At 62.3% G+C, this 12,339-nt stretch carries 12 protein-coding genes and 2 pseudogenes; 3 read left to right on the top strand and 11 right to left on the bottom strand.

Annotated features, from left to right (window positions below; genetic code table 11):
- Positions 1–51: 51 nt before the first annotated feature.
- From ACFXS9_RS23615 to ACFXS9_RS23640, 6 genes and pseudogenes are all read right to left on the bottom strand, one after another.
- Positions 52–1,403 (bottom strand): annotated as a pseudogene (locus tag ACFXS9_RS23615) (hypothetical protein).
- A 274-nt stretch (positions 1,404–1,677) separates the two neighbouring features.
- Positions 1,678–2,796 (bottom strand): cobalamin-independent methionine synthase II family protein, encoded by a 1,119-nt coding sequence (locus ACFXS9_RS23620; RefSeq protein ID WP_392692513.1) that lies wholly within the window; start codon positions 2,794–2,796, stop codon positions 1,678–1,680.
- Positions 2,797–2,815: 19 nt separating this feature from the next.
- Positions 2,816–3,532, bottom strand: a complete 717-nt coding sequence (locus ACFXS9_RS23625) for an ABC transporter ATP-binding protein (protein WP_392692516.1) — start codon at positions 3,530–3,532, stop codon at positions 2,816–2,818.
- Positions 3,525–4,277, bottom strand: a complete 753-nt coding sequence (locus ACFXS9_RS23630; protein ID WP_392692519.1) for an ABC transporter ATP-binding protein — start codon at positions 4,275–4,277, stop codon at positions 3,525–3,527. The genes ACFXS9_RS23625 and ACFXS9_RS23630 overlap by 8 nt, the downstream gene beginning before the upstream one ends.
- Positions 4,274–5,305, bottom strand: coding sequence for a branched-chain amino acid ABC transporter permease (locus ACFXS9_RS23635; RefSeq protein ID WP_392692521.1), 1,032 nt, complete (start codon positions 5,303–5,305; stop codon positions 4,274–4,276). The genes ACFXS9_RS23630 and ACFXS9_RS23635 overlap by 4 nt, the downstream gene beginning before the upstream one ends.
- Positions 5,306–5,312: 7 nt before the next feature.
- A pseudogene (locus tag ACFXS9_RS23640) lies at positions 5,313–6,124 on the bottom strand (branched-chain amino acid ABC transporter permease).
- Here ACFXS9_RS23640 and ACFXS9_RS23645 point away from each other — a divergent pair.
- Positions 6,065–6,202, top strand: coding sequence for a hypothetical protein (locus ACFXS9_RS23645; protein ID WP_392700355.1), 138 nt, complete (start codon positions 6,065–6,067; stop codon positions 6,200–6,202). The pseudogene ACFXS9_RS23640 and the gene ACFXS9_RS23645 sit on opposite strands and share 60 nt — an antisense overlap.
- Before the next feature lie 119 nt (positions 6,203–6,321).
- Here ACFXS9_RS23645 and ACFXS9_RS23650 read toward each other — a convergent pair whose 3' ends face one another.
- The gene (locus ACFXS9_RS23650) at positions 6,322–7,494 is read right to left on the bottom strand and encodes an ABC transporter substrate-binding protein (RefSeq protein ID WP_392692524.1); all 1,173 of its coding nucleotides are present in this window, start codon (positions 7,492–7,494) and stop codon (positions 6,322–6,324) included.
- Between the two features lie 324 nt (positions 7,495–7,818).
- On the opposite strand from ACFXS9_RS23650, the gene ACFXS9_RS23655 reads away from it, so the two are divergent.
- Positions 7,819–8,097, top strand: coding sequence for a hypothetical protein (locus ACFXS9_RS23655; RefSeq protein WP_392692526.1), 279 nt, complete (start codon positions 7,819–7,821; stop codon positions 8,095–8,097).
- On the opposite strand, the gene purU is transcribed toward ACFXS9_RS23655, so the two are convergent.
- Positions 8,094–8,957, bottom strand: coding sequence for a formyltetrahydrofolate deformylase (purU, locus tag ACFXS9_RS23660; protein ID WP_392692529.1), 864 nt, complete (start codon positions 8,955–8,957; stop codon positions 8,094–8,096). The genes ACFXS9_RS23655 and purU overlap by 4 nt on opposite strands.
- 142 nt (positions 8,958–9,099) lie before the next feature.
- Here purU and ACFXS9_RS23665 point away from each other — a divergent pair, with 142 nt between their 5' ends.
- On the top strand, positions 9,100–9,945 hold the full coding sequence (locus ACFXS9_RS23665; RefSeq protein ID WP_392692532.1) for a uroporphyrinogen-III synthase: 846 nt from the start codon (positions 9,100–9,102) through the stop codon (positions 9,943–9,945).
- Between the two features lie 105 nt (positions 9,946–10,050).
- Here ACFXS9_RS23665 and ACFXS9_RS23670 read toward each other — a convergent pair whose 3' ends face one another.
- The 3 genes from ACFXS9_RS23670 to ACFXS9_RS23680 all read right to left on the bottom strand — a co-directional run bounded on the left by ACFXS9_RS23670 (position 10,051) and on the right by ACFXS9_RS23680 (position 12,315).
- Positions 10,051–10,575 (bottom strand): GNAT family N-acetyltransferase, encoded by a 525-nt coding sequence (locus ACFXS9_RS23670; protein WP_392692535.1) that lies wholly within the window; start codon positions 10,573–10,575, stop codon positions 10,051–10,053.
- 145 nt (positions 10,576–10,720) lie between these two features.
- The gene (locus ACFXS9_RS23675; protein ID WP_392699977.1) at positions 10,721–11,698 is read right to left on the bottom strand and encodes a Bug family tripartite tricarboxylate transporter substrate binding protein; all 978 of its coding nucleotides are present in this window, start codon (positions 11,696–11,698) and stop codon (positions 10,721–10,723) included.
- 209 nt (positions 11,699–11,907) lie between these two features.
- Complete coding sequence (locus ACFXS9_RS23680) at positions 11,908–12,315, bottom strand: GFA family protein (protein WP_392692537.1); 408 nt, start codon at positions 12,313–12,315, stop codon at positions 11,908–11,910.
- Positions 12,316–12,339 lie beyond the last annotated feature (24 nt).

A 12,339-nucleotide genomic window follows, 5' to 3' on the forward strand; every position in this document is an offset into this window, starting at 1 on the left:
CCTTGTTCCCGCCGGACCCCGGCGGCTGTCTGTGTTGTGTATCCTGGAATGTCAGTCGCGACGCCGCGAAATGACGTAGGATTCGTCGTAAAACCAAAGCCCGTTATGCTTGCGCAGAACCTCTCTGGTGGCATCGAGCGTCCGGCTGTTTTCAGTCATTTCGGTCAACCGGTCGTCTTCGATCTGGGCGACATACACCGCCGCATTCCACGCTGCAAAGGCCGTCGAGGTTCCGATCGAGCCGGTGACCTCGTTGGGCAGCGCTTCCATATCATAACGGAAGATGGAACGGTTATCGGCGTAGGCGTTAAAATTAAGGTCCCGCCCGGCCGACCCCAGCTCGTATTTCACCGCGCGCAATAGCTCATGACGGCTCACGGCGAAAGGATTTTCTCCCGGCCAGACCGACTGGATGATTTCCAGGCCTGGATCCTGTCCGTGGGAGTGAATTCCAATCAATCGGCCCCCTGCCCGGAGCGACCGGGCCAGCGGTGCAATGATCCGCTTGGCGCGGAAATTCACAGAGGATTTTGCCCGATAGGGCTGGGAAGCGATCACAAGGTCGAAATTGGCCTCGGTCCGACCGGCCCGTGGGATGATCAGATCAAGCAGGAACCGGTGGTCCTCGCGGTACAGCACCAGCGCCACCGGCCGTTCATAGATCGGCATGCCCGATTTGGGGCTGATATTGGCGCGCCAGTTTTGTTCCAGAAACGGCCCCAGTTCGGCAATTTGCGTCTCAAACTCCCCCGACGAGGCCCCCCGCAGGGCCACGTCATGCCAGATCATGCCCGCGGCTGCCGCAGGCGACGCCGGCGTCAGCCAGGGCGCCTCCGCATAATGCATGTTGGTCAGGACGATGACGGTCGCCGGGTGCTCGAACAGCCGGTCCGGCACCTTGTCGAGCGTCAGCCGGACGTCCTCCAGGCTCAACTCCTTGCCGGCGATATAGAACGGCATATGGGGAAAACGGCCGTGCATCGAGCGCATCACCCGCGCCAGCACCGTGCCGTCTCCGACTCCGCGTCGAATACCCTGAGCGCCGGCGGCCGCGGATGCAGGCTGGACAATTCCAGCGCCACCCGCTCGGCAATCACCCGCTTTTCGCTGCAGGTATGGACGAACAGCAGGTATTTCTGCCGGTTCTCGAAGAAGCGGAAATTGCCCCGGGGATCACGCTTTTCGGGCGGCACTTCAAGGCCGCGCGGCGGCGGCAGCGCGCCGGTGGAAGCCGCGATGTAGGCCTGGATGCGGTCCAGCGTATCGATGGTGATGCGCTTGCCCTCGCGCAGCCGCTGCACCAGCTTGCCGTCGTTGACCGCCCGGCGTCCGAACGTCGTCTCCGCCATGTCGGCCTGGCGGCAGAACTCGGTGATCTGGCTGAGGATCTGGTCGTTTTTCATCAGGCCAGGGAGGCTGGGGTTTTGGGAAGCGCCGGTGGGCAGCATGGAATGACGGAAGCTTCCTACCATCATCTGCCCAACGAGTATACGTCCCAAAAGGCGTGCAGCGTCATTGGAACCCGCCGCACCTACCAATATGCAATGTTATACAATGCGGCTTTGGGTTGTCGCGCGAATGCGCCCGATGACAGGCTCCGCGAAACAATCCACCTCTCCGCACGGGGATAGATGGATTGCTTCGTCGCTATCGCTCCTGGCAATGACGCTGGAGGACCTATTTCCCCCACACCTCGTTCGCCACTTCCACCGCGAGGCTCAACTTCGCCCACTGCTCTTCCTCGGAGAGGATGTTGCCTTCCTCGGTCGAGGCAAAGCCGCATTGCGGCGATACTGCGAGTTGGTCGAGCGGGGCGAACTTGGCGGCCTCATCGAGGCGGCGCTTGATGTCGTCCTTCTTCTCGAGCTCGCCGAACTTCGAGGTGATGACGCCGACCACGACCACCTTGTTGCCCTTCGGCAGGTAGCGCAGCGGCTCGAAACCGCCGGCCCGGTCGGAATCATATTCGAGGAAATAGCCGTCGTAGTTGGTGCCGGCCAGCATGGTCTCGGCCACCGGCTCGTAGCCGCCGGACGAAATCCAGGTCGAGCGGAAATTGCCGCGACAGACGTGGGTCGTGATCACCATGTCGGCCGGCCGCTCGGCCAAAGCGTAGTTGATGACGCGCGCGTAGATTTCCTGCAGGCCGTCGGGGTTGTCGCCGCGATCGCGCGCCTTCTGCAGTTCGTCCTGCGAGCAGAGATAGGCCCATACCGTGTCGTCGAATTGCAGGTAACGGCAGCCGGCGTCATAGAACGCCTTCACCGCCTTGCGATAGGTCTTGCCGAGGTCGAGGAAGAATTCCTCCAGATCAGGATAGACCTCCTTCGAGATCGACTTGCGGCCGCCGCGGAAATGCAGCACGGCCGGCGACGGGATCGTCATCTTCGGCGTGACGTGGGCCGTGTCGGCATGCTTCTTCAGGAAGCGGAAGTGATCCAGCATCGGATGGTTGTCCGGGAAGTCTAGCTTGCCGATCACGCGGACGGCGTCGTGCCTCGTTTCCACGCCGGCGAACTGGATGCCCGTGTCGGGGTGGAACAGCTCGCAGCCGGTGAGCTTGGCGAGAAAGTCGAAATGCCACCAGGAGCGGCGGAACTCGCCATCGGTCGCGAGCTTCAGGCCGATCGAGGCCTGCTTGTGCACGACCTTTTCGATCTCGAGGTCCTCGGCCTTGCGCAGGTCCTCGGCCGTGATCTCACCCTTCTCCAGCTTGGCGCGCGCTTCCTTGATGCGCGGCGGCCGCAACAGACTGCCGACCTCGTCGGCGCGGAACGGGGGCTTTGTTCTCTGCATGGTCTCAACTCCCATAAATCTAGTGGGCGGCCGCGCCGGCGACGCCGAGATAGCGTTCGAGCACGGCGGGATCGGCCTTCAACGCGCTGCTGGCCGCATCATGCACGATTGCGCCGCGTTCCAATATCACAACCCGATCGGCCAGCCCCAGAATCTTTTGCGCATTCTGCTCGACAATGATCGAACAGATGCCCCCTGCCCGGGTGATCGTGCCGAGTGCCCTTAATAATTCTTCAACGATGATCGGCGCCAGTCCCTCGGTCGGCTCGTCCAGCAGCAGCACCTTGGGATTGAGGGTCAGCGCGCGGCCGATCGCCAGCATCTGCTGCTCGCCGCCGGAAAGCTGGTTGCCGAAATTGTTGCGGCGCTCCTTCAGCCGCGGAAACATCCGGTAGACCTTTTCCACAGTCCATGGGCCGGGCTGGGCCACCGCGGTCATGTTCTCCTCGACCGTCAGCGAGCGAAAGATGTTGCGTTCCTGCGGTACCCAGCCGATCCCGGCCCGCGCCCGCTGGTCCGGGCGCATCGCGGTGATGTCGAGCCCGCCGAGCGCAATCGTGCCGCCGAAACGGCGGGTGATGCCGACGATCGAATTGATCAGCGTAGTCTTGCCGGTGCCGTTGCGTCCCAGCAGCGCCAGCACCTGGCCCTCGCCCAGCGACAGCGACATCGAAGGCAACACCACGGCTTCGCCATAGCCGGCGCGCAAGGCATCGATGGCGAGAAGCTCAGGCATGGACCGCCTCGCCCAGATAGACCGCCTTCACTTGCGGATCGCGCGCCACTTCGTCCGGCGGACCTTCCACCAGCATGGCGCCGTTGACCAGCACCGAGATACGGTCAGCGAAGGAAAACACCAGATCCATATCGTGCTCGATCAGCAATACCGTCACATCGCGCGGCAGGGCAGCGACCGCCGCCAGAATATCGTGACGCTCGCTCTCGGGCACACCGGCGGCGGGCTCGTCGAGCAGCAGCACGCGCGGTTTGGTCGCGATCGCGACCGCGATCTCAAGCAGGCGCTGTTTGCCATAGGGAAGCGTCGCTGTGCGCTCGTTCATCACGTCGAGCAAATGAAACCGTCCCAGCGTCTCCGCGACCTCGCGGTTAACGTCGTCGCGCGTACCCATCCGCCGCCACCAGTCTCCGCCACGGCCGAGACGTTCGGAGACGGCGAGCCCGACCGTTTCGAGCGGGGTCAGGTCGGCATAGAGCTGATTGATCTGGAAGGTGCGCGACAGCCCACGCAGCACCCGCTTGTGCACCGGCACATCGGTGATGTCGTTGCCCTCGAGCAGGATCTGTCCCGCATTGGGCTTGAGCACGCCGGTCAGCAGATTGATGACGGTGGTCTTGCCGGCGCCGTTGGGCCCGATCAGGGCATGGCGGGCGCCCTGCTCCACCTTCAGCGACAGCTCGCGCGTGACCCGCAAGCCGCCGAAGGATTTTTCCAGCCCCCTGGTTTCGAGCGCGATCGTCATGGCGCATCACTTTCGGGAACGGCGACGACGGCCTTGCGTCCGAAGAGCTGGCGGATCACGAGGTTCGGCGCCCAAAGCACCCAGCGATGGATGCGTTCGCGGCCGATCAGCACCATCACGACCAGCACGAGACCGATCCAGAACAGCCAGTACTGCGGCGTGATGGTCTGAAACAGTTCCTGCAGCATCTTGAACACGACGGCGCCGATCAGTCCGCCATAGAGATAGCCGGTGCCGCCGATCACCAGCACCAGCATCAGATCGGCCGAGCGTTCGAACGCGAACACGTCGAGCGAGGCCAGCGCCGTGGTCTGGGTGAACAGCGCCCCGGCAATGCCGGCGTAAAGCGCGGCGATCGTATAGATCGCGATCAGGCGCCGGTTGACCGGCACGCCGATGGCCGACGCTCGCAGCGGATTGTTCTTGATCGCGCGCAGCGACAGGCCGAACGGCGAATTCACGATCCGCCGCGCCAACAGAAACAGCAGGAACAGCACGATCAGCGAATAGAAGAAACCGGTCTTGCCGAACATGTCGAACGCGAACAGGCCGAGGATCGGCTGCATCTCGATGCCCTGCAGCCCGTCGGTGCCGCCGGTGATATTGGAGAACCGTTCCGCCAGCGCTTCGAGCAGCAGCGCAATGCCGAGCGTCACCATCAGCCGTGTGAGGTCGACGCCGCGGATGACGAGGAAGCTGGTCAGGAATCCGAGCACCATGGCGACGAGGCCGGCGACGACCAGCGCGATCACCGGCTCGTTGATGATGCCATGCAAGGCGAGCAGCCCGGCCGAATAGGCGCCAACGCCAAAGAATGCGGCGTGCCCCAACGAGACAATGCCGGCGTAGCCGAGGATCAGATCGAGCGACAGCGTGAACAGTGCCAGCCGCAGGATATCGGTCATGATCAGATAACGGGACGGAAACAGGAACGCGCAGGACAGCGCAAGAATCCAGAACGCGATCTCGGCCGGACGCCAGCGGGCGCGGGCGATGGCATGGGATGAGACGTCGGAAACTGCGGTCATCGCGGACTCATCGCGCGGCGACGCGGCCGAACAGACCGTTCGGACGCCAGATCAGGATAACGATCATGATGGTGTAGATGACGAAGGGCCCCATCTTCGGCACGTAATATTTGCCGGCGACGTCGCCGATGCCGAGCAGCAGCGACGCCAGGAACGGCCCGGTGATACTGGAGGAGCCGCCTACGGTGACCACGATCAAAAAGTAGATCATGAATTTTAGCGGAAAATACGGATCGAGCCCGAGGATCTCGGCGCTCAGCGCGCCGCCGAGGCCGGCAAGGCCGCAGCCGAAGGCGAAGGTGAAGGCAAACACCTGGGGCACGTTGATGCCGAGACCGCTGGCGGCGCGTGGATCGTCCACTGCGGCACGCAGGCGGCTGCCGAAACGGGTTTTCGCCAAAATCAATTGCAGCGCCACCGTGAGCAGGCCGCAGATCACGATGATCATCAGCCGATAGCGGCCGATGCCTACGCCGAAGAAGTCGAACTGTCCCTCGAGCGCCGCCGGCAGTTTGATGAAAATCCGCGACGATCCCATGATGTAATCGACCGCCGCCACCGACATGAAGGTGAGGCCGATCGTGAACAGCACCTGGTCGAGATGGCTTCTCGTATAGAGATGGCGATAGAGCGTGCGCTCCAGCGCGACGCCAACCAGCGCGGCCGTAACGAAGGCCAGCGGCAGCGCGGAAAGAACGGCCAGCCCTGGTTGTTGACCAGTACCGCGCAGATATAGCCGCCGGTCATGGCGAAGGCGCCATGGGCGAGGTTGACGAAATTCATCAACCCCAGCGTCACCGCCAGCCCGCAGGCGAGCACGAACAGCAGCATGCCGTAGGCGACACCGTCGAACAGGATGGTGAACAGCGTGGTCATGAGAAGGGGCTGAGCCTCTAAATGGAGCCCGTCATTCCGGGATGGTCCGAAGGACCAGACCCGGATCTCGAGATTCTCGGATGTGCAATTGCACATCATAATTCGCATCTTCGATGCGCCCCGGAATGACGACTTCGTCGTCACTTCTTCGTCTTGCCCGAATCCTTCACCGCCTCGAAGGTCGCGAACTCGATGTTGTAGAGCTCGCCGTCGACCTTCTCGACCTTGCGGATGTAGATGTTCTGCACGATGTCGCGGGTTTCCGGATCGATCATGATCGGGCCGCGGGGGCTTTCCCACTTTGCTCCCTTCATCGCCGCGATCAGCGCGTCGCCGTCGGTCTTGCCGCCGGTCTTCTTCAGCGCCTCGTAGATCAACCGGATACCGTCGTAGCCGCCGACCGCCATGAAGCCCGGGCGCTGGCCGAACGCCTTCTTGTAGGCGGCGACGAATTCCTTGTTCGCGGCGGAGGGATGCGCGGCCGAATAGAGATGCGCCGTCACGGTACCGAGCGCAGCGTCCCCCATGCCGTTGAGCAGGTCGTCGTCCATCACGTCGCCGGGGCCGATCACCTTGATGCCCGCCTTGTCGAGGCCGCGCTCGGCGTACTGTTTCATGAAGTTGCCGCCTTGGCCCGCCGGCACGAACACGAACACGGCGTCGGGCTTGGAGTCCTTCATGCGCTGCAAGAACGGAGCAAAATCAGGGTTTTGCAGCGGCACCTTCACCTCTTCGACGATCTCCCCGCCGCCGGCGGTAAAGTTCTGCTTGAAGAAGTTCAGCGCGTCGTTGCCGGGCGCGTAGTCGGAGGTCAGTGTCGCGACCTTCTTGATGCCGTTCTTGGCGGCCCAATCACCGATGATGGTGCACGACTGCGCCAGCGTGAACGAGGTTCGGACGATGTAGGGCGAGCGCTCGGTGATGATCGAGGTGCCCGCCGCCATCACGATTTGCGGAATCTTGGCCTGCGTCGCCAAGGGTGCCGCCGCAAGGGCCGCCGGGGTCACGCCAAAGCCTGCGATGAAATTGACCTTTTCGTTGACGATCAGTTCCTGCGCCAGACGTTTGGTGTTGTCGGGAACCGCACCGTCGTCCTTCAGGATGACTTCGATCTTCTTGCCGGCGACGGTATCGCCGTTCTGCTGCATGTAGAGCTTGACCGCGTTGTCGATCTGCTTGCCGGTCGAGGCCTGGCCGCCGGTCATCGGCAGGATCAGGCCGACCTTGACGGTCTCCTGGGCGTAGGCCGGCGCAAGCGCCAGCATCGCGGCGACCGAACCTGCGGCCAGCAATATTTGACTGCGAATAGACATGAGCATCTCTCCCCTATCGGCCTTGTGTCTCGAACCGAGTCCCCGGCCCTTGATCTCACCATAACCCAGAATTTTCCGCCGGGTAGCGCGGCAACATGGCGTCCTTGCCCGCCCTGTTGTCAATCGGACCATTGGCGTGTCGCAGTGAAGAGCCGCGAAAGACGCGATAATATTATACGCTGCCTGAACCTTCCTGCGATTGCCGCTTATTTGTACGATTGTACAAATGAAATGGCCCTGTCAACAAAGAACCACTCCCCCGGTTCCCAGAGCCGCGCCCTAAATCCATCATCCTTAAAGGGTTAAGGTTGTAGTCTTCTGCCAATGACGACCAGCGCGCGCCACATTTTCACGATCGTCACCGTTGCCCTCGCGGGCTGCGGCTTGAGCGGCTGTGGGACCATCAACGAGAAAGTCTCAGCCGGCGTCAGCGATGCCATTCCGGCCTGGGCCGGCGGCTTGCCTGCCGACGCGCCGCCGCGCCCGGGAACCGCTAAGTATGACGAGTACATGCGGGAGCGCGAGCGAAAGCGCCTAATGCCGGCTTCCGAGCGAGACAAGGAGACCAACCCGGCTCCCGCGTCCAAGGATGCGGCGCGCTAATCCATAAACACCACGGTCTTGCGGCCATTGAGGATGACGCGGTCCTCGAGATGATGGCGCATGGCACGCGCCAGCACGCGGCGTTCAATGTCGCGGCCCTTGCGCGAGAGATCTTCCGGCGTATCGCGATGGCTGATGCGCTCGACGTCCTGGTCGATGATTGGGCCTTCGTCGAGGTCGCGGGTGACGTAGTGCGCGGTGGCGCCGATCAGCTTGACGCCGCGCTCATGGGCCTGGTGATAGGGACGCGCGCCCTTGAAGCCCGGCAGGAACGAATGGTGGATGTTGATGCAACGCCCGGACAGTTTTGCCGACATTTCGTCCGACAGGATCTGCATGTAGCGCGCCAGCACGACGAGATCGGTCTTTGTGTCCTGAACCAGTTTCCAGACTGCCTCTTCCTGCTCGCGCTTGGTTTCCTTCGCCACCGGCAAATAGTGGAACGGGATCTCGCCGAAATCGAGCGAGCTGTAGGTCTCGCGCGGATGGTTCGAAACGATTGCGGTCGGGATCATCTCGAGTTCGCCGGTGCGCCAGCGATAGAGGATATCGACCAGGCAATGATCCGACTTGGAGACCAGCAGCATCACCCGGCGGCGATTGGCGCGGTCGCGCATCTGCCATTCCATGGCGAAGCGGTCGGCGATTGCGGTAAAGCCGGTCTGCAGTGCCTGCAGTTCGACGGCGAGATCGGCGGCGGTAAACACCACCCGCATGAAGAAATTCCCGGTCTCGATGTCGTCGAACTGCTGGGCGTCCAGGATGTTCTGCCCGTTATGGGCCAGAAAGGTCGACACCGCGGAAACGATTCCGGGGCGATCCGGACAGGACAGGGTCAGGACGAATTGATGATCGGGCATGGCGCGACTTGACTACAATTCAGGCAGAAGGGTGAAAACCTCGGATTTGCGCCCTGCTCTATCACCGCCGACACGCTTGCGCCAATCCGGAAACCGGGGTCAGGATGAACAAAGCGCGAAGCAAAGGCGTTGGAGCGAGATCATGGCTGACAGATTGAACGGTTACCGCATCCTGATCATGGAAACGCGCGAGGAGGCGCAGTTCTCCCGCCTGCTCACCGAGCAGGGCGCCGACGTGCTGCAATGCCCGATGTTCACCATCCACGACGCGCCGGATCCGGCGCCGCTCGAAGCCTGGATCAGGCGGTCGATCGAAAAGCCCTTCGACGATTTGGTGCTGATGACCGGCGAAGGCCTGCGCCGGCTGATGAAGGTGGTCCGGCGCATCGGCGTCGAACAGGAGTTCATTGCCGCCCTCGGCAACGCGCGCAAATTCGCCCGCGGCCCCAAGCCGGGCAAGGCGCTGCGCGAAATCGGGCTGGAACCGCAGATGACGACGGAGAAGCCAACCTCCGAAGGCATCGCCGAAATGCTGTCACGCCTCGACCTTAGCGGCCATCGCCTCGGCTTGCAGCTCTATCCGGACAAGGACCACAGCGTCCTGATCGGCGCGATCAAGGCGCAAGGGGCCGAGGTCGATACCGTGCTGCCTTACGTCTACGACGCACAGGCCGCCGACGTTAACATCATCAATGCGATCGACGAGATGGCGGCCGGCCGCATCGACGCGATCGCGCTCACCAATCTCGGCCAGATCCGGCGCCTGATGGAAGTCGCACGCGCGCGCGGCTGCGAGGATCGGTTACGCGAAGGGCTCGATCGCACCCCGATCGCATCCGTCGGACCGGCGGTGTCAGATGAACTCAAGTCCCACGGCCTGCGCACCGATATCTATCCGGCGGAGGATGCGTTCTTCATGCGGCCGCTGATCGCCGCGATGGCGGCGGCGCTCGGCAAGAATCCGCCGCGCGCGGCTGCGGGAAGCTGACGGTTCAACGATAATCCGGATTGCTTGCGGCCGGCCCTGTCCGCTTTGCGCTGAAAGCGGCCGTTACGCACTGATCTTCGCATGTCCGCGATGGGCCAACAGCGGTCAGTCGCTTAAGAGTGAATCGAGGTGCCACCAACCGTACGCAACCTCAATCAAAGCTGCCGCCGTGCTTGGCCCGAGTGCTTGCTCACTTACGATCTCTCCGCCGAGGGCTTCATAAAATCGTCGCGCTCCTCCGTTTTCACGCAATACCCAACAGGCACCGCCCGATATTGCGAGACTACTGAGGTAACGTGCCATCTCGGCCATCAGAGTTCGTCCGATGCCGCAACCTTGAGCCGGTGGAAGTACATAGATGGATTGAAACTCGCCGTTGAACCCTTTTTCTGCTAGCATTTCGGAACGCTGCCGGCTGCAGCAGGCAAACCCCAGAATCATCTTGTCTGCCGCATCCTCCGCCACAAATACCGCGATGTCGGTACGGTCTCGCTCCTTGATCGTCTCGTGCCACTGCTTTGCTCGGCGCTCGACCGAAAATTGATCGAGAGTCTCAGCAGGAAGTAGATTGGCGTAAGTCACGCGTGACACTGATACGTGCACGGCAGCAATTGCGTGCGCATCACTCAACCGAGCGTTTCAAATAGTTGGTTGAGGCAATGGCTGGCCCTTTCATGAAATCACAATGCGGCTGATCAACGCCTGCTTTACCCCCGAAAGCGGACATCGCCTATCACGGCCACAGGCCTAACTCGCCGCTTTGATGAATCCCGCCCTAATCCACCTTCGCGCCGGCGAACTTCACCACCTTGCCCCACTTCTCGGTTTCATCCGCCACCAGCTTGCCGAAATCGGCGGGTGAGCCCGGCAGCAGGATGGCGCCGATCTCGGCAAAGCGTGCCTTCGCCTTGGGGTCGGCGAGGATTTCGTTGACCGCCTTGTTGAGCTTGTCGACGATTTCCGACGGCGTGCCCTTTGGTGCTGCGAGGCCGTACCACGCGCTCGCCTCGTAGCCCGGCAGGTAATCCGCGACCAACGGCAAATCCGGCAGCACGTCCGAGCGCGTCGTGCTGGTGACCGCAAGCCCGCGCAGCTTGCCGGACTTGACGTGCTCGGCGCAGGTCGGAAGGTTGTCGAACATGACATGCATCTGGCCGGAAAGCATGTCGGTGAGCGCCGGCGCGCCGCCGCGGTACGGCACGTGCTGCATGTTGATGCCGGTCAGCATCTTGAACAGTTCGCCCGACATGTGGATCGTGGAGCCGTTTCCTGACGATGCCATGTTAAGCTTGCCCGGATTGGCCTTGGCATAGGCGATCAGTTCGGGAATCGACTTGATCGGCAGTGACGGATGCACCACCACGACATTGGGAAAGCGAATGATGCCGGCGATCGGCTCCATCTCCTTCATGAAATCGAACGGCAGCTTGTCGTAGAGCGTGGCGTTGATCGCGTTCGCCGGCGCCACCAGAAGCAGCGTGTAGCCGTCGGGCGTGGCACGCAGCACCTGCTCGGTTGCTATATTGGTGCCGCCGCCCGGCCGGTTCTCGATGACGAAGGATTGCCCGAGCTTTTCCGACAGCCATTGCCCCATCAGGCGCGAGGTGAGGTCCGCCGAGCCGCCGGGCGTATAGCCGATCACCAGGCGAACCGGTCGCGATGGATAACCCTGTGCGCTTGCGATGCTCGACGTAACGGGGAGCGCAGCCGCGCCGGCGACGAGCTGCAAGAATTGGCGACGCTGATATTCCATCATGCTTCCTCCGACAACACGTGCCGGCGGCTCTTTGCGACCGCTCGGCGCGTGCATCCTAGAGCATGATCGGGAAAATTGGATACCGATTTTCGTCAGGGAGAGGCGAAATGCTTTCGCGTTGGCGCGACTGGCAGGGCTTTCGTTCGGCGAGCTAGACGCTCACCGCTGCTCGAACATAGCAGGACTATCCCGGCTTGCCGCGGCCGCTATGGCGGCGGCGGATAGCGGTCGAAGGTGGGCAGTTCGTGCGCGCGCTCCATCCAGCGAAGGCGCTCTGCGACCTGGATATGCATCATGGCCGGCACGGCGCCGGGATCATCGTAGGTCGCGCTCTGGATATCGACGATCCCGGGCAGCACATTGGCATTGGTGTAGAAGAGACCGGTGCCACAGTTCGCGCAAAACTGTCGCCGGCCATGCTCCGATGATTCGTAAACCTTGGGCGTTCCCTTCGTCACCTTGAGCGCGTCCTCCGCGTACATCGTCCACCCAACCATCGGCGCGCCGGCGTGACGGCGGCAATCCGTGCAATGGCACAGCGCATGAACGATAGGTTTCCCCGCGATCTCATAACGGATGGCGCCACAGTGACAGCCGCCGGTGATGTTGCTCATGCTGTTCTCCCGATGGGTGCGGCT

The organism is Bradyrhizobium sp. RDI18, assembly GCF_043203335.1.
GTDB classification, from domain to species: Bacteria; Pseudomonadota; Alphaproteobacteria; order Rhizobiales; family Xanthobacteraceae; genus Bradyrhizobium; species Bradyrhizobium retamae.